The sequence below is a fragment of the Streptomyces sp. NPDC048521 genome (genome assembly GCF_043199855.1).
GTDB lineage: Bacteria > Actinomycetota > Actinomycetes > Streptomycetales > Streptomycetaceae > Streptomyces.
The window spans coordinates 159,199-175,365 of the sequence record NZ_JBICWR010000004.1; the positions used below are offsets into that span (position 1 = coordinate 159,199).

Annotated in this window: 14 protein-coding genes; 6 read left to right on the plus strand and 8 right to left on the minus strand. The window is 73.8% G+C overall.

Features of this window, described 5'->3' with window-relative positions; all coding sequences use genetic code 11:
- Positions 1 to 162: 162 nt before the first annotated feature.
- Both ACGFRF_RS11685 and ACGFRF_RS11690 read left to right on the plus strand, forming a co-directional pair.
- Positions 163 to 1,254 (plus strand): hypothetical protein, encoded by a 1,092-nt coding sequence (locus ACGFRF_RS11685; RefSeq protein WP_393738653.1) that lies wholly within the window; start codon positions 163 to 165, stop codon positions 1,252 to 1,254.
- Between the two features lie 225 nt (positions 1,255 to 1,479).
- Positions 1,480 to 2,109, plus strand: coding sequence for an HAD family hydrolase (locus tag ACGFRF_RS11690; protein WP_393738655.1), 630 nt, complete (start codon positions 1,480 to 1,482; stop codon positions 2,107 to 2,109).
- Here ACGFRF_RS11690 and ACGFRF_RS11695 read toward each other — a convergent pair.
- On the minus strand, positions 2,085 to 2,336 hold the full coding sequence (locus ACGFRF_RS11695; protein ID WP_393738657.1) for a hypothetical protein: 252 nt from the start codon (positions 2,334 to 2,336) through the stop codon (positions 2,085 to 2,087). The genes ACGFRF_RS11690 and ACGFRF_RS11695 overlap by 25 nt on opposite strands.
- A 174-nt stretch (positions 2,337 to 2,510) precedes the next feature.
- Between ACGFRF_RS11695 and ACGFRF_RS11700 the strand changes: the two genes are divergently transcribed.
- Positions 2,511 to 2,894 carry a cold-shock protein gene (locus tag ACGFRF_RS11700; protein WP_393738659.1) on the plus strand — a complete coding sequence of 128 codons (384 nt, stop codon included), beginning with the start codon at positions 2,511 to 2,513 and terminating at the stop codon, positions 2,892 to 2,894.
- Positions 2,895 to 2,932: 38 nt separating this feature from the next.
- Here the strand turns inward: ACGFRF_RS11700 and ACGFRF_RS11705 are convergent, their stop codons facing one another.
- From ACGFRF_RS11705 to ACGFRF_RS11720, 4 genes are all read right to left on the minus strand, one after another.
- The gene (locus ACGFRF_RS11705) at positions 2,933 to 3,790 is read right to left on the minus strand and encodes a 1,4-dihydroxy-6-naphthoate synthase (RefSeq protein WP_393738661.1); all 858 of its coding nucleotides are present in this window, start codon (positions 3,788 to 3,790) and stop codon (positions 2,933 to 2,935) included.
- A complete protein-coding gene (locus ACGFRF_RS11710) occupies positions 3,777 to 4,475 on the minus strand; it encodes a futalosine hydrolase (protein WP_393739339.1) in 699 nt (232 codons plus the stop codon). Before ACGFRF_RS11710 ends, ACGFRF_RS11705 begins: the two co-directional genes overlap by 14 nt.
- 23 nt (positions 4,476 to 4,498) lie before the next feature.
- Positions 4,499 to 4,972 (minus strand): DUF2771 domain-containing protein, encoded by a 474-nt coding sequence (locus tag ACGFRF_RS11715; protein ID WP_393738663.1) that lies wholly within the window; start codon positions 4,970 to 4,972, stop codon positions 4,499 to 4,501.
- 106 nt (positions 4,973 to 5,078) lie between these two features.
- Positions 5,079 to 6,479 (minus strand): MFS transporter, encoded by a 1,401-nt coding sequence (locus ACGFRF_RS11720; RefSeq protein WP_393738665.1) that lies wholly within the window; start codon positions 6,477 to 6,479, stop codon positions 5,079 to 5,081.
- A 299-nt stretch (positions 6,480 to 6,778) separates the two neighbouring features.
- Between ACGFRF_RS11720 and ACGFRF_RS11725 the strand changes: the two genes are divergently transcribed.
- Positions 6,779 to 7,705 carry a DUF3027 domain-containing protein gene (locus tag ACGFRF_RS11725; protein ID WP_393738667.1) on the plus strand — a complete coding sequence of 309 codons (927 nt, stop codon included), beginning with the start codon at positions 6,779 to 6,781 and terminating at the stop codon, positions 7,703 to 7,705.
- Between the two features lie 104 nt (positions 7,706 to 7,809).
- Here ACGFRF_RS11725 and ACGFRF_RS11730 read toward each other — a convergent pair whose 3' ends face one another.
- The 3 genes from ACGFRF_RS11730 to ACGFRF_RS11740 are packed head-to-tail and all read right to left on the minus strand — an operon-like array spanning position 7,810 to position 11,225.
- On the minus strand, positions 7,810 to 8,712 hold the full coding sequence (locus tag ACGFRF_RS11730; protein WP_393738669.1) for an alpha/beta fold hydrolase: 903 nt from the start codon (positions 8,710 to 8,712) through the stop codon (positions 7,810 to 7,812).
- Positions 8,713 to 8,763: 51 nt separating this feature from the next.
- Entirely contained in the window at positions 8,764 to 9,846 is a 1,083-nt protein-coding gene (locus ACGFRF_RS11735) for a sporulation protein (RefSeq protein WP_393738671.1), read from the minus strand.
- Between the two features lie 53 nt (positions 9,847 to 9,899).
- Complete coding sequence (locus ACGFRF_RS11740; RefSeq protein WP_393738673.1) at positions 9,900 to 11,225, minus strand: sporulation protein; 1,326 nt, start codon at positions 11,223 to 11,225, stop codon at positions 9,900 to 9,902.
- Between the two features lie 741 nt (positions 11,226 to 11,966).
- Here ACGFRF_RS11740 and ACGFRF_RS11745 point away from each other — a divergent pair.
- Positions 11,967 to 15,113 carry a sacsin N-terminal ATP-binding-like domain-containing protein gene (locus ACGFRF_RS11745; RefSeq protein ID WP_393738675.1) on the plus strand — a complete coding sequence of 1,049 codons (3,147 nt, stop codon included), beginning with the start codon at positions 11,967 to 11,969 and terminating at the stop codon, positions 15,111 to 15,113.
- A gap of 122 nt (positions 15,114 to 15,235) precedes the next feature.
- Complete coding sequence (locus tag ACGFRF_RS11750) at positions 15,236 to 15,994, plus strand: calcium-binding protein (protein ID WP_393738677.1); 759 nt, start codon at positions 15,236 to 15,238, stop codon at positions 15,992 to 15,994.
- Positions 15,995 to 16,167: the final 173 nt, after the last annotated feature.

Consider the following 16,167-nt stretch of genomic DNA (forward strand, 5'->3'; position numbering starts at 1 on the left):
GCACCCAGCAGCCCGTCCGGCGTCCGAGGACGGGGCCGCTGCGGCCGGAGCGGGGGTCCGGCGGCGGCAGCCCCCGGGGACGGGCGCACCGACTCCGGGCAACCGGGAAGAAGCGGTACCGTCCTCACCGGGGTTTCACCGCCGTCGCCCCGGAGGGGTCCCGTGGGGATTGAGAGCGACCAGGTCGTCTACGAGTATCTGAGCCGCGTCGGAGACATCGCTCAGCAGCGGCAGCTGCCGTCGGCCACACGGATGCGGCTCGTGTCGGAGCTGCGCAACGAGATCGACCGGCGCCGGGCCAAGGCGCCGGTGGACTCTCCGGCCGCCGTCCGCCGCATCCTGGACCACCTGGGCAGCCCGGACGAGGTCGTCGAGGCCGCGGGCGGCACCGCGGGCACCGGCCGCGTCCCGCAGCCGCCGACCGCCGCCGTGCCCGTACAGCCCGCGCCCCGCGCGGGGAAGCCGCAGCCGGCGCAGGAGGAACGGCCGAAGGGGCTGCGCCGGGTCGTGCCCCGCCCGCGCCCGGCCGAACCCGAGCCCCCCGCCCCGCGCGCCGCGCCGTCCCCGCCGCACCTCGCGGCCGCGCACGAACTGGGGGACAGTGCCGCACCGCCCGACTGGTGGCGCGTGGGCGGCGGTCCCTTCGGCGGTTCCGCGGGCGGTCCCCTCGGGGAGGCCGACGCGGTGCCGGGGTTCGTCGGCGGCGTGGAGATCCCTGAGCTGCTCAAGCGGCCGCCCAAGGAGACGGAGGAGGTCGCCGCCCGGGACACCACGCCGGAAGCGGATCCGGCCGAGGCCGCGCCGAGCCCGCGCCGCCGCCTGTTCGCCCGCCGTAGCGCCGCCGCCCCTGCCCCCGCCGCCCCGGTCCCCGCCGCGGCGGAGACCCCCACGCGTCGTCTCCTCCCGCGCCCGGCCGCCCGCTGGTCCAACCCCCTCCTGCTGCTCGCCGCCGCCGCGCTGGTCGCCGGTGCCGTGCTCGGCAACTGGTTCGCGCTGCTCCTGGGCTGGCTGATCGCCTACGGCTCGCGCCGGCTGACACCCGGGGAGACCAAGTGGGCCGTGATGGTCCTGCCCGGCACCGCGCTCGCTGCCGGAGTGGTGTGGCTGTGGGGACGGGCCAACGGCCGCTGGGGCCGGCCGATCGTCCAGGGCCACATGGCGGACGCCGTCGCCGAGACCTGGCCGTGGGTCGTCCGGGGTGCGGCGGTTGCCTCGGCCCTCTACCTGGCCTGGCGCTCACAGCGGAACAGGTGAGCGCCAGGCGTTTCGCGGTCGGTGGTCGGGCGCGGGTCCGTCGTGGTCGCCCGCGCGTCCCCGCGTCCCTCGCGGGGTGCTTGCGGCGTCGGCGCCGGGCGAGTGGGCCCGGCCGGTCCGACCCAGGGGCGCGGAACTGCGCGACCGGCCACCACGCGCCCGCAGCCGGACACGGGCCGCACGCCCCACCGCGCAGGGCACCGGTGAACCTCGGCACCCGGCACAATGTCCCCCATGGCTTCCCTCACCGTCGGCTTCGACCTCGACATGACCCTCATAGACTCCCGGCCGGGGATCCGTGCCTGCTACCTGGCGCTGTCGGAGCGGACGGGGACGTACATCGACGCCGACCTGGCGGTGACCCGGCTCGGGCCGCCGCTGGCGGAGGAACTGGTCAACTGGTTCCCGGCCGAGCAGGTCCCCGCGATGGCCGACCTGTACCGCGAGATGTACCCGTCGATCGCCATCGCCGCGAGCCCCGCGATGGAAGGGGCCCGGGAGGCGATGGAGGCGGTGCGGGCGGCCGGCGGCCGGACGATGGTGGTCACCGCGAAGTACGAGCCGAACGCCAAGCTGCACCTGGCCCACCTGGGCATCGAGCCGGACGTGGTCGTGGGCGACCTGTGGGCCGAGGGGAAGGCGCGGGCGCTGCGCGAGCACGGCGCCGGCGTGTACGTCGGCGACCACACCGGTGACGTGCGCGGCGCCCGTACGGCCGGGGCGCTGTCGGTGGCCGTGGCGACCGGGCCCTGCCCCGCGGACGAGCTGCGCGCGGCCGGCGCGGACGTGGTCCTGGACGACCTCGCCGCCTTCCCGCGGTGGCTGGCCGGTTACCGGGAGGCGCCCCGCGCCTGATTCCGTCCGGCGACGACCGACCGGAGGACACCCGCGCCGGCGACGAGGAAACCGACGGCCATGAGCATGCTCAGACCGAACATGTACGTCGGAAAAGGCTTCGCACCGAGGAACAGCGGGGCCACCGTGACGAGGGTGGCCACGGCCCCGATGAAGAAGACGACGGCACCGGCGCGGATCAGTCGGTCACCGGGTGCGGCGGAATTCGTTTGGGTTTTGTCACGCACCGGACCAGGGTAGTTCCCTGCGCGAGAGAACAACCGGGGGACGTCTTGTCACCCGCCCCAAGACCGTTAGCCTTGGTAGCGCTTGGTATCGGCGGGTCGTGGTCGACCCGCTCTCGTGCTATCAAGAGCAGTTTCCGAGCAGTTTTCCCGACGAGTACGAGGACGAGGACAGACGTGCCTACCGGCAAGGTCAAGTGGTTCAACAGCGAGAAGGGCTTCGGCTTCCTCTCCCGCGACGACGGCGGTGACGTCTTCGTCCATTCCTCGGTTCTCCCCGCCGGAGTCGAAGCGCTCAAGCCCGGGCAGCGTGTGGAGTTCGGTGTCGTCGCCGGTCAGCGCGGCGACCAGGCGCTCTCGGTGACCGTGCTCGACCCGACGCCGTCGGTCGCCGCCGCCCAGCGCAAGAAGCCGGACGAGCTGGCCTCGATCGTGCAGGACCTGACGACCCTTCTCGAGAACATCACGCCGATGCTCGAGAAGGGCCGCTACCCGGACAAGGCCTCCGGCAAGAAGATCGCCGGTCTGCTCCGCGCGGTCGCCGACCAGCTGGACGTCTGAGGCGCGCGGCACGGGAGAGCGAACGCGTTCGGTCCGTCCTACGGGAAGGCGAGCGCCGTCGGGCCGAGGGGCGGTACGAGCCCCTCGGCCGCCGCACGGGTGAGCAGCCCGCGGACGGCCGCGTACCCGTCCTCGCCGAGGTCGGCGGTGAACTCGTTGACGTACAGCCCGATGTGCTGCTCGGCGACGGCCGGGTCCATCTCCTGCGCGTGCTCCATGACGTACGGCCGGGAGACCTCGGGGTCGTCCCAGGCGGCCCGTACGGAGGCCCGGAGGGACTCGGCGAGCCGGTCCAGGGTGTCGGTGCCCAGCGAGCGCTTGGCGATGATCGCGCCCAGCGGGATCGGCAGCCCGGTGGTCCGCTCCCAGTGCTCGCCCATGTCGGCGAGCTTGTGCAGCCCGTAGTTCTGATAGGTGAACCGGGCCTCGTGGATGACCAGTCCGGCGTCCACCTTGCCGTCCCGCACGGCCGGCATAATCTCGTGGAACGGCATCACGACGATCTCGCCGACCCCGCCCGGCACCATGTCCGCGGCCCAGAGACGGAACAGCAGGTACGCGGTCGACCTCTCGCTCGGTACCGCGACCGTGCGCCCCGTCAGCTCCGCACCGGGCTCCCGGGTGAGCACCAGCGGCCCGCAGCCCCGCCCCAGCGCACCGCCGCACGGCAGCAGCGCGTACTCGTCGAGGACGTACGGCAGGACGGCGTACGACACCTTCAGTACGTCGAACTCGCCGCGCTCGGCCATGCCGTTGGTGAGGTCGATGTCGGCGAAGGTCACGTCCAGCGCGGGGGCGCCGGGGACGCGGCCGTGGGCGAGGGCGTCGAAGACGAAGGTGTCGTTCGGGCAGGGCGAGTACGCGATCTGCAGGGCCTGCTGCTCACTGGTCGTCATGCGGGTTCCAACTCTCCAATGCGGGCGCGAGCTTCCCGAAGGCCTCGGCGAGGGCGGTGAGGGCGTCGCCGATGCGCCAGGCGGCGCGGTCGCGCGGGCCGACCGGGTTGGAGATCGCGCGGATCTCCAGCACGGGCACCCCGTGCGCGGCGGCCGCCTCCGCCACCCCGAACCCCTCCATGCCCTCGGCGAGCGCGCGGGGGTGCCGGGCGCGCAGCCCGGCGGCGCGGGCGGCGGTACCGGTGACGGTGGAGACGGTCAGGACGGTGCCGGTGCGGGCGCCGGTGGCCTCGGACACGACCCGTACGAGTGATTCCGGTGGCCGGTGGGTGACGGTCCCGAAGCCCAGTTCGGTGACCGGGAGGAAGCCCTCGGCGGTCTCGGCGCCCAGATCGGCCACGGTGATCGCGTCGGCGACGACGAGCGAGCCGAGCGGCGCCTCGGGAGCGAAGCCGCCGCCGATCCCGGCCGAGACGACCAGGCCGTACGGCGTGCCGTCCAGCGCGGCGGCGGTGAGGGCTGTGGCGGTGGAGGCGGCGGCGAGGGCCGGGCCGACGCCGGCGGCGAGCAGATCACAGCCCGCGCCGGTACGGCGGAGCAGGACGCCCGGCAGACGCACGTCCTCGGCCGCCCCGGGGAACGCCCGTGCCACCGCGTCCCGTTCGGCGGGGACCGCGGTGGCCACGAGGACCTGCACGGGGGCCGTGATCAGGCCTTCTTCAGCTTGAACGACCAGAAGCCCTTGGCACCCTTCTCACCCATCTGGATGGAGACGGTGTTGCTGTTGCCCTGGGTGCCGTACTGGGCGTTGAAGAAGGCGCTGCCGGGGATGGTGCGGTAGGTCTTCTTGCTGGCGTCGGTGAACTGGCGGCCGTTCACCAGGATGATCCAGCCGCTGTCCGCGATCTTCGGGTCGACACCGAAGCGGACCGTCTCGTCCTGGTCGACCTTGATCGACTTGGCGTCCTCGGCCTTCCCCTGGCACTTCTCCAGCGACTTGGCGTCCAGCTTCTTGCCGTCGTTGTAGCAGAGCGCCTCGGCGTTGACCGAGCTCTGGCCGACGGTGATCGTCGCGACGGGCGTCGGCTTGTCGCAGGCCGACAGGACGAGCAGTCCGGCGGAAACGGCGCCGGCGGCGGCGACGGCGCGGCGGCGTCGCACAGCGGATTGCAGCGTGGTCATGGCCGAAGGCTATCGGGCGCCCGGAGCCGTCGGCCCACGTGGGGTGCGGCGTGCCCGGTTCGTTACGCCAGGTGTGCCCGTGGCGGGGGAGGCGGTGTCCGGTTCGTCACGCCACCCCTGCCCGGGGCCGGCCGCCGTGCCGGGCCGAGGCGAGGAGCCCTCTCAGGGTGGCCAGCCAGCCGACGGCCACGAACACGGCGCCCACCAGCAGGCCGACGGTGCCGTTGAGTGGCATCACGATGCCGACCGCGCCGCCGAACACCCAGGCCATCTGCAGCAGTGTCTCCGAGCGCGCGAAGGCGGAGGTGCGCACCAGCTCCGGCACGTCCCGCTGGATCAGCGCGTCCAGCGCCAGCTTGGCCAGCGCCTGCGCGAATCCGGCGACGGCGGCGAGGCAGGCCACCAGGAACGCGCCGAAGAGCACGGCGGCCACGACCGCCGTCCCGAGCACCACCGCGACGACGGTCGCGATGATGATCTCCGGGGCGCGTGATCTCAGCCACGCCCCCACGGCCGTGCCGAGTGCGTTGCCCGCACCGGCCGCGACACCCACTATCCCCAGCGAGACCGCCGCGCTCTCCCCGGTCAGCGGGTGCTCGCGCAGCAGGAAAGCGAGGAAGAAGATCAGGAAGCCGGACAGGCAGCGCAGGGACGCGTTGGCGCCGAGCGCGTGCGTGACGGCGGGCCCCACGGTCCGCAGCCCCGGCCGCTTGACCTGCTTGCGATGCGGACCGTGCAGATGCTGCTCGTCGGCCGCGAGCAGCGCCACGTCCTCGCCCTTGGCCGAGTCCACCTTGGGGGGCAGGGAGAACGACAGGAACGTTCCCGCCACGAAGATCACGAAGGCGCCGTAGAGCGGCCAGGGATCACCGAGGGCGTGCAGCCCCGCCCCGATCGGCGCGGCGGCACCGGTGGCCAGGAGGCCGGCCAGGGTGACCCGGGAGTTGGCCTTCACCAGCGAGAACCGGGGCGGCAGCAGCCGCGGCACGACGGCACTGCGCACCACCCCGTACGCCTTGGACGCCACGAGCACGCCCAGCGCGGCCGGGTACAGCTGCAGGCTCCCGCTCGCCACGGCCCCCGAGATGATCAGCGCGAGCAGCGCCCGCGCCAGCATCGCCCCGGCCATCGCGGCGCGCCGCCCGTGCGGCAGCCGGTCGAGGAGGGGGCCGATGACGGGGGCGAGGACGGTGAAGGGCGCCATGGTGATGGCGAGGTAGAGGGCGACCCGCCCCCGCGCCTCGTCGGTGGGCACGGAGAAGAACACCGTGGACGCGAGCGCCACGGTGACCATCACGTCCCCCGCGCCGTTCACCGCGTGCAACTCGATCAGCTTGCCCAGCCCCGACTCTCCCGCGCCATGGGCGTGCGTGGCCTTGCGGATGCCCCGCGCGGCACCGGTGACGGGCAGGTGCAGGGCACGGCCGACGGACCGGACGGCACCGCCGACCCGGCTCGCACCGCCCCCCCGAACCTGACGCCTGTCCGTGGTTGCCACGTCGTTCATAGTGCCCCGAGATGCCTCCGGATAGTGCGGATCCGGCACGTATGGCGGCGAACCGTGCGAAGATCCGGGGCTCTCACCGCCCACGGTCCTGGGCGGGTGGGGCGGAAAGAATGCCGCGGGAAGGCAACGAATCGCGTTCGGTGTAGCGTGCGTGTCTCAGCCATAACGCAGAATGGATGGCAGAGGTGCGCCCGAGCGCGCGGAGGCAGACGTCGATGCGGTCCCCAGGTCCGCTCCGTCGGCCAACCCGCCGGAGGCAGCCGCACTCGATGAGACGGCGTAGGAGAGAAGCGATACCTGTGAGCGCAGCGACAACGCGAAGCCGCACCCCCGACCGCCTGTGCGCCGAGGCCGTCGACCTCGCCCGCGCCGCCGCCGAGGAGGCCGCCGCGCCGGGAGTGGTCGGCGAGCACGCCGGCCTGGTCTCGGAGGGCGACCGCGTTGTCACGCACTTCTTCGAGTGCAAGGAGCTGGGCTACCGGGGCTGGCGCTGGGCGGTGACGGTGGCCCGCGCTTCCCGCGCCAAGGTCGTCACCCTCGACGAGGTGGTCCTCCTCCCCGGCCCCGACGCCCTCCTCGCCCCGGAGTGGGTCCCGTGGAGCGAGCGCCTGCGCCCCGGCGACCTCGGCCCCGGTGATCTGCTCCCCACCGACCAGGACGACCTGCGCCTGGAGCCCGGCTACACCGGCGAGGACGAGCCCGCGCCGAACTCGGTGGTGTCCGAGGAGCTGGCGGAGCTGGCGGAGGCGGAGGACGCCGACGTCACCCCCGGCGCTCCCGCCGCCCAGCCGACGACGCCCACCCGGGGCACGATCGCCGCCGTCGCCGAGGAACTCGGCATGCGCCGGGCCCGGGTCCTGTCCCGCTACGGGCTGCACGTCGCCGCCGACCGCTGGGAGGACGCGTTCGGCGCCAAGACCCCGATGGCCCAGGCGGCCCCGGCCACCTGTGTGACCTGCGGCTTCCTCGCCCCGATCGGTGGCTCCCTCGGCCAGGCCTTCGGCGTCTGCGCGAACGAGTTCTCCCCGGCGGACGGCCGCGTGGTCTCGCTCGCCTACGGCTGCGGTGGCCACTCGGAGGCGGCGGTCATGCCGAAGCCGCCCCAGCCGGCCCCGCCGGTCATCGACGAGACGAGGGTCGATCCCTTCCCCCTCCGCCCCGCGCGCGACTCGGGCTCGGTCCCGGAGGCGGGCGACGACGAAACGGCCGAACTCGGACATTCCTAGCTAGGTCTGTCTGGCCATTCGCGTCGTCGCCCGTAGGGGCGGCAGACGGGAATGGTCGGACAGGCCCTGGTCCCGGGCTGTCCTGGCGCGCCGCGCGGAGGGTGTCACGCGCGCCGGCCGGACGCGGCCCCCGCCGTACGCCCGCGCGCGCCGACCGACTGCCAGAACGCGACGAGGGCACCGGCCGTCTCCGCCGGGCGGTCCACGTTCGGTGAGTGGCCGGCGCCGTCGATGACGGCCCGGTCGGCGGCGAGGCGTACGGCCATCTCGTCCTGCCAGGGAACGGGCCAGGCGTAGTCGTCGCTGCCGGACAGGACCAGCTTGGGCAGGGGTACGGCGGCCAGTTCCGCCACCCGGTCCGGTTCCGTGACGAGCCGGCGGCCGGTCGCGGTCAGCTGCTGGGGCACGGTGTTCAGCCAGCGGCGGTGCAGGAACGCGGCTACCTCGGCGGGGAGTTCGCCCGACCCGTGGTCCTCCTTCCGCATCTCCTGCCACAGGGCCTCCTTGCCGAGCAGCGGCAGCCAGTCGATGAGCAACCGGACCCGTTTGCGCTGCTCCGGCCGGACGGCGGCCGGACCCGAACCCATCAAGGTGAGGGAGGTCCAGGGGAGGGGAGGCGCGCTGGAGAGGACGGCCGCGCGGGCGATGAGCGCGCCCATGGAGTGGCCCACCAGGTGCAGCGGCGCCGCCGCGAGCGCCGCCGTCTGAGCCAGCACGTCGGCGGCCAGTTCGTGCTGGGCGTAGGCGTCCTCGTCGGCGGGGCCCGGGGTCTCGTGCTGGCCGCGCCCGTCCACGGCGACCGCCCGGTACCCGGCCGCGCCCAGGTGCCGCAGCAAGGGGAGGAAGTCCTCCTTGCTGCCGAGGAAACCGGGTACGAGCAGCACCGTGCCCGTCCGCTCCACCTCCTCGGGCGGGGCGCAGTCCAGGACCGTGAAGGGGCCGCGGTCGGTCTCCAGGCGGCGCACGCGCGTCCGTGGGGGCAGGCAGAGGCTCGGCGGTCGGCTCATGGGGGCGAGGCTACGGGAGCGGCGGGTTGCGTCCCGCCCCCCGCCGGGTGCTCAACTCCCCTCGCTTTGCCTCTTGTTCGGTTGTCCCGCCGGACCGGGTGCCCGCCGTACCCGGGTGAGGAAGGCCTGTACCGGGCGCAGGTCCTGGTGCGGGACGAGGGCGGTGACCAGCCGGTGGACGTAGTCCCGGGCCCGGCTGGAGTCGACCTGCTGGAGGATGTCCACCGAGCGGTGCCCCAGGGCGAGGCTCTGTTCCAGGTCCCCGGCCGCCAGATGGGCGGTGGCGACCACCGCGAGCCGCATGCCCACCGATCGGGTGAACGCGTTCGGTGCCGTCGCGGACGCCTGTTCGTGCCAGGCGAAGCAGGCCCGGGGGTTGCCGAGGTCGCGGTGGATCTCGGCCGCGTCGGCGGCGAGGCGGGCGTGCGTGAAGAAGTCGATCCACTCGGGTGCGTCGCCGGGAGGAGCCGTGTCGAGCAGGTGCTCGGCGGCCGCGAGCGAGGCCCCGGCGGCCCGTGCGTCGCTGGCGCGGGCATGGGCGCGGGCCTCGACGAGCCGGGTGAACGCGATCACCCGGGTGCTCGCGTGGCGCCCGGCCTCGGCGAGCGCGCCGTGGGCCAGGTCGAGGGCGGTGGCCGGACGGCCGTACAGGGTGGCGTGCAGCGCCATGGTGGTCAGGACGTAGGCCGACGTGTCGGGGTCGTCCGCCGCGCGGGCCCAGTACAGGGCGCGGTCGAGGTGGCGGCGGGCGGCGGTGTGCCGCCCGGTGTCGAGCGCGGCCCACCCGGCCAGGCGGGCCAGTTCGGCGCTGACCGCGCACAGCTCGCGTTCCCGGCTCGCGGTGAGCGGCCGGCCGAACAGCGGCAGCGCCCACTGGTCGAGCAGATGGGCCGCCGCCTGCGCCTGTGCGCTGCCGCCGCCGTGGCGGGAGTCGCCGTGCCGGACGGCCGCGACGGCCCGGTGCAGGGCCGCCACCTCCTCCCGGCCGACCCGTCGGCGGCCCCAGGGCCCGGCCCCGGGGTGCCCGGGGCCCGCGGCGTCGGCGGCGTCGGCGGGGAGGGCGGGGACGGCCGGGGGCAGGGCGGCGGCGAGCAGGCCGCCGCCCGCCGCGGAGAGGATGACTCGGCGGTTCATGGGGTGACCTCCGATCGCAAGCCGTGCTCGCCGGGCACGGAGTGCGGGGCGGCTCAGGCGGCCATGGCCAGATGCTGGGCCAGGTCCCGTACGTCGTTCAGGTACGCCACCACGGCCGGCTCGCGGCGCCAGGGCGCGAGCGACTCGGTGTAGATCTTCAGGTAGTCGAGGCCGCGGACGCTCTGCAGCCGGGTGAACAGCCGCAGCGACTCCCCGCCCAGCCGCAGCGATTGCTCCAGTTCCCCCGCCTGGGCGTGGGCGGTCGCCAGGACGGACAGGCGGATGCCGCGCGAGCGCGCGTAGGCGTCCCCCGGCATCGCGCCCAGTGCGTGCCAGGCGAAGGTGGCCCGGGGCTGCCCCAGATCGCGGAAGATCTCCGTGGCGTCGGTGACGATCCGCTGGCGGGAGAAGAACTCGATCCAGGTGCGCTCCCCGGCCCCCTCGGCCGTGCCGCGCTCCTGGAGGCGTTCGGCCGTGGCCAGGCACGAGGCCGCTGCCCGCGCGTCCTTCTGCCGGGCGTGGGCGCGCGCCTCGATGAGCTTGGCGAACCCCAGCACGCGCGGATCGGCGGCGGGGACGCGCTCGTAGGCGCCCTGGGCCATGTCGATGGCCTGGGAGCTGAAGCCGCGCATCAGCGCCTGCATGGCCATGGTGGTCAGCACGTACGAGCCGAGGTGGATGTCGCTGCCCGCCTTGGCCAGCCGCAGCGCCTGGATGAAGTGCCGCTGGGCGACCTGGTGCTGGCCGGCGTCGAAGGCGGTCCAGCCGGCGAGCCGCGCCATCTCGGCGGTCACCGAGAACAGTTCCCGCCCGTCGCGCTCGGAGTACCGCCCGCCGAGCAGTGGGGTGACCCGTTCGTACAGGTAGGCGGAGAGCGACTGGGACTTCCAGGTCGCCCCGCCGAACCGGGAGTCCCACAGCCGGGCGGAGTCGGCCGCCGCCCGGAGTTCCTGGATGTGCGAGGGGCCCACGACGATGCGGCCGGCCGGGGGTGACAGGGGCTCGGTCGGGTTGACCAGCCACCGGGTCACGGGTCCCGAGAAGGCCGAGACGACGAAGGGCGAGCTGGCGAGGAAGGTCCGCCGGTTCAAGGTGCTCCAATACGACGAGGCTTCGGTGATCGCGTCGCGCTGGCCCCTCGGGAAGTCCAGACCGGAGTCCTGGTCCAGATGGCCGGGCCGGTCCATGCCGATCTCTTCCAGTCCGACCGGCCTGCCCAGCCCTTCGGACAGGACCTCGCACAGGTGCCGTGACACGGGCCAGCGCGGCCGCACACCGCGCCGGCACCAGTTGGCCACGGACGTGTGGGTGTATTCGCTGGTGATTCCGTGTGACTGGCAGATCTGGTTGAGGCGATGGGCGACTCTCTTGTGACTCATTCCGGATTCCATGATCAGGCTTTCCAGCCTGACATTGCGCTGCGGACGTAATTTCTTCTCCGCTGTCACATCGGTCACGCACGCCACCTCCTCCGAGGGCCGACTACGCTCGAACACCAGCATAGTGGCGGGGAGTTGGCATGAGCGTCGACCGCGATGCATGAGCCCCCCCATGAGCCCTGCCGACGGTCGGCCGGTGTCTGATCTCCTGATGAAAAGCCCGCGAAGGCTGACGGGAAATGACCGGCCGAGGAAATGGAGGGAAGGGCGGATGAACGAGCGAAGTGGAGCGTTCCGGGGAGCGCGGAAGAACAGGAAGTGGAATTCCGATCGCATGCGGCGCCGGGCGGTGTGCGCGGCTCGGTGGGCCGCCGCGGTGCTGTGCGCCTTTGTGCCCCTGGCCGGCCAGCTGCCCTCCCCCCTGCTGCCGGCGCCGCTGCTCAACGCCCTGGCCCTGCTCACCGCGCTGCCCGTACTCCTGCCGTCCGGCGGCGAGCGCTCACCGCGTGGCGACCGGGCACCGGAGGGCGACCGGGCGCCGTGCCGAGGGCCCCGCCGGGTACGCCCGATGCACCGCGCGTACCACTCCGGCCGCTGCCCCGGCCCGAGCGCACGGCGCCCCGCGGCCACCCGGCGCCCCCGCCCCGGCCGTCCTCCGCTGCACCGCACCCCCGGCCCCGGGCGGCCCGTGCGCAGGCAGGCGTCCGCGGCCGCCCGCGCTGTACCTTCGTCCTCACGTCGATGAGGAGAGTTAACGTGAGCAGCAAGTTCGTGCGGCCGGCGGCCGAGGGTGCCGATCCCTTCGGGACGGCCCGTCTGCGCCGCGGTGTCCTCGACGCCTGGGCCATCAGCCCCGCCCGGTTCCGCGAGGACGCCAACGCCGAGGAAGACCTGGTCCTGGGCGGCTACCGGGACCGGCTCGTGGTCGAGCTGGCCCAGAACGCCGCCGACGCCGCCGCCCGCGCGGGAACGCCGGGGCGGCTGCGGCTCACCCTCCGCGACGGCGTGCTGGTCGCCGCGAACACCGGTGCCCCGCTGGACGCGGCCGGCGTCGAGTCGCTGTCCACGCTGCGGGCCTCCGCCAAACGGGACACCGAGACCACGCAGGGTGCCGTCGGCCGGTTCGGTGTCGGATTCGCCGCCGTGCTCGCCGTCACCGACGAGCCCGCTGTCGTCGGGCGGCACGGTGGGGTGCGCTGGTCCCTGGCCGAGGCGCGCGAACTGGCCGCCGGCACCGCCCGGCACAGCCCCGGTCTCGGCGACGAGATCCGGCGGCGGGACGGCCATGTGCCGCTGCTCCGGCTGCCGTTCGCCGCCGAGGGCACCGCCCCGGAACCGTACGACACCGCCGTCATCCTGCCGCTGCGGGACGCGGCCGCCACCGACCTCGCCGAGCGGCTGCTGAACGCCGTGGACGACGCCCTGCTCCTCGCCCTGCCGGGACTGGAGGAGGTCGTCGTCGAGGTCGACGGCGAAGCGCCGCGCACCCTTCGGCGCCGGAGCGAGGGCGCCGTCACCGTCGTGCAGGACTCGCGGGACGGGACCACCCGGTGGCGTACCGCCTCCGCGCACGGGCCGCTCACGCCCGACCTGCTCGCCGACCGGCCGGTGGAGGAGCGCCTGCGTCCGCACTGGTCGGTGACCTGGGCCGTGCCGGAGGACGAGGGCGGGCGCCCGCTGCGGCCGCGTACCACCCCGGTCGTGCACGCGCCCACGCCCAGCGACGAGCCGCTCGGCGTTCCCGCTCTCCTCATCGCCTCCTTCCCCCTCGACACCACCCGCCGGCACGCGGCGCCCGGACCGCTCACCGACTTCCTGGTGCAGCGCGCGGCCGACGCCTACACCGAACTGCTCGCCGGCTGGCGGCCGGTGACGGACGGGGCCATCGACCTCGTCCCCGGGCCGCTGGGCAAGGGCGAGCTGGACGGGGCCCTGCGGCAGGCGATCCTGGAGCGGCTGCCGCGTACCGCGTTCCTGCCGCCGGCCGTCGAGGCCAAGGGAGAGGACGAGCTGCCCGAGGCGCTGCGGCCCAGGGACGCGGAGGTCGTGGAGGGCGCCGGGGCGGACACCGTGCGGGTGCTCGCCGAGGTGCTGCCCACCCTCCTGCCCGCCGGCCTCGAGCGGCGCGCCGAATTGCGCACCCTCGGCGTCGCCCGGTTGCCGCTCGCGGACGCCGTCGACCGGCTCGCCGGTCTGGAGAAGGACCCCGGCTGGTGGTGGCGGCTCTACGACAGCCTCGCCGGGGTCGACCCGGACCGGCTGTCCGGGTTGCCGGTGCCGCTCGCGGACGGGAGGACGACCATCGGGCCCCGGCAGGTGCTGCTGCCCATGCCGGACGGCGCCCGCATCGACCTGGACGTCCTCGGGCGGCTCGGGCTGAAGGTCGCCCACGAGGAGGCCACGCACCCGCTGCTGGAGAAGCTGGGGGCGCTGCCCGCGACTCCGCGCGCGGTGCTGACCACCCCGCAGGTGCGGGCCGCCGTGGCCGCCTCCCTGGACGAGGGGGGCGGGATCGGCTGGGAGGAGGACGCACCGGACGCCGAGGAGCTGGCCGACACCGTGCTGTCGCTCGTCCGCGATGCCGGTCTGGAACCCGGTGACGAGCCGTGGCTGGGCGCCCTCGCCCTGCCCGACGAGGACGGGGAGCCGGCCCCGGCGGGTGAACTCGTCCTCCCCGGCAGCCCCTTCGCGCGGGTGATCCGCGAGGGGGAACTGGCCTGCGTGGACGCCGACCTGGCGGAGAAGTGGGGCGAGCAGCCGCTGACCGCCTGCGGGGTGCTCGCCGACTTCGCGCTGGTCCGCGCCACCGACGTCGTCCTCGACCCGGACGAACTGGAGCCCCGGGAGGGCGACTTCGCCGAGCCGGACGACGCGGGGTTGCTGGACGCCGTGGACGTGTGGTGCGAGGACATCCTGGACCGGTTCCCGGACAGCCCGGTACCGCCGGTCGCCACGGAACTCGTCGCCGTCCGCGACCTGGACCTCGTCGACGACGAGCACTGGCCCGAGGCCCTCGCGCTGCTCGCCCGGCCGCCGCTGCGCGACGCCCTCACCCAGACCGTGCGCATCCTGCTGCACGACGGCACGCACGAGGTCGTACGGCCGTACACCGCGTGGTGGCTGCGCGGCCACCCGGTCCTCGACGGCCGTCGTCCCGCCGGTCTCCTCGCGGCCGGCGGCGACCCGCTCCTGCGCGGTCTGTACGACGAGGCCGACGCCACCGGGTTCGAGGACGAGCAGGTGCTGCGGGCGCTCGGGGTGCGCACCTCCGTCGACGCCCTGCTGGACGAGCCGGGCGGCGCGGCCGAGCTGCTGGACCGGCTCGCCGACCCGGAGCGGACGGTCACGCCCGCCCAACTGCACGGCCTGTACGGCGCCTTGGCCGAGCTGGATCCGGAGCGGGTGACCCTGCCGGACGAGCTGCGGGCCGTGGTCGACGGGCGGGTGGAGGTCGTGGACGCCGCCGACGCGGTCGTGGTCGACTCGCCCGATCTGCTGCCGTTCACCGCCGGGGTGGCGCTGCTGCCGGTCCGGCCGTCCCGGGCCGCCGAGCTGGCCGAGCTGTTCCAGGTGCGGCGGCTCAGCGAGTCCGTCACCGGCGAGGTGCACTCCGAGGGCACCGAGCACGACGTACCGGACGCGGTGCGGGTGCTGCTCGGGCCGCGGACGCCGCGGACGTACGTCGAGCACGACGAACTGGTCGTGGACGGTGTGGAGATCGACTGGCGGCTGACCGACGACGGTGTGCTGCACGCGGCCACGCTGGAAGGGGTCGCCGCGGGCCTGGCCTGGGCGGCGGGGCAGTGGCCGCGCCGCTTCGAGGTCGCCGCGCTGCTGGAGGACCCGTCGCGGACGGAGGAGTTGGCGCGGGATCGATGGTTCGACTGAGGACCGTTTCTCCAGAAGTTCATCACTGAATCTTCAAATTCCGTACAACCGTTCCCCTGCGTGCCGCGTCTGATCATCCGGAGTCGGCTGACTCCGCTCTCACTACGCACGCAGGGGAACACATGCGCATCCGAGCCTTCGTCGCCGTCGTCGGCGGCGCTCTGGCCCTGTCCGCCCTCGCCGTGCCGGCCGCGCAGGCCGACGGCAGCCAGGGCGACACCAAGATCACCAAGGTCGTCGTGGACGGTGACAACAAGGTGTCCATCGGCACGACCTACGCGGTGACCGTCAAGGTCAGTGTGACGGCCACGGACAACTCCGGTATCAAGGGTGCCGACGAGTTCGCCCTCTTCGGCCCGGACAACGGGTTCGAGACGACCGGCAAGCCCACCTGCACCACGGTCAACGCCACCACCGCGACCTGCACCGCCTCGGTGAAGATCGACCCGAAGACCGACTACCTCACCAACAAGAGCGCCGGCACCTGGTACGTGGACGCGTGGGTCGACGCCAAGGACGACGACTTCGTCTGGAAGGAGAAGGCCGGCTCCTTCTCGTTCCAGCGCGCCGCCAAGCTCACCACCAACGCCGCGCCCGAGCCGGTGAAGAAGGGCAAGACCGTCACCGTCACCGGTGCCCTCACCCGCGCCAACTGGGAGTCGCTCAAGTACGGCGGCTACGGCTCGCAGTCGGTCAAGCTCCAGTTCAAGAAGAAGGGCGCCGGCGCCTACACCACGCTGAAGACGGTCAAGGCGGACTCCAAGGGCAACCTCAAGACCACGACGACCGCGACGGCCGACGGCTACTACCGCTTCTCCTTCGCGGGCACCTCGACCACCGCGGCGGTCAGCTCCACCGCCGACTTCGTCGACGTGCAGTAAGTGGCACCCCTCGGCCACGGGAGCGCACGCCGCTCCCGTGGCCGGAACGTTTCCTCTCGTTTGCGTCACGAGATCGCCTCACCTGCGCAAGGGAACGGCAATCCGGTTCTAAAATCTGGCCGAGATCGGCTCTTGCCGTACAACCAGCCCCCTGTCTCGCGGATCTGATCGCG

What these genes read in the sequence shown, in the direction of transcription:
- ACGFRF_RS11715 (WP_393738663.1), bottom strand. Translation starts at nt 4,972, where the DNA reads ATGACCACGCTGCAATCCGCTGTGCGACGCCGCCGCGCCGTCGCCGCC.
- ACGFRF_RS11730 (WP_393738669.1), bottom strand. Translation starts at nt 8,712, where the DNA reads ATGAGCCGACCGCCGAGCCTCTGCCTGCCCCCACGGACGCGCGTGCGC.
- ACGFRF_RS11690 (WP_393738655.1), top strand. Translation starts at nt 1,480, where the DNA reads ATGTCCCCCATGGCTTCCCTCACCGTCGGCTTCGACCTCGACATGACC.
- ACGFRF_RS11745 (WP_393738675.1), top strand. Translation starts at nt 11,967, where the DNA reads ATGAGGAGAGTTAACGTGAGCAGCAAGTTCGTGCGGCCGGCGGCCGAG.
- ACGFRF_RS11720 (WP_393738665.1), bottom strand. Translation starts at nt 6,479, where the DNA reads ATGAACGACGTGGCAACCACGGACAGGCGTCAGGTTCGGGGGGGCGGT.
- ACGFRF_RS11750 (WP_393738677.1), top strand. Translation starts at nt 15,236, where the DNA reads ATGCGCATCCGAGCCTTCGTCGCCGTCGTCGGCGGCGCTCTGGCCCTG.
- ACGFRF_RS11705 (WP_393738661.1), bottom strand. Translation starts at nt 3,790, where the DNA reads ATGACGACCAGTGAGCAGCAGGCCCTGCAGATCGCGTACTCGCCCTGC.
- ACGFRF_RS11735 (WP_393738671.1), bottom strand. Translation starts at nt 9,846, where the DNA reads ATGAACCGCCGAGTCATCCTCTCCGCGGCGGGCGGCGGCCTGCTCGCC.
- ACGFRF_RS11740 (WP_393738673.1), bottom strand. Translation starts at nt 11,225, where the DNA reads ATGAGTCACAAGAGAGTCGCCCATCGCCTCAACCAGATCTGCCAGTCA.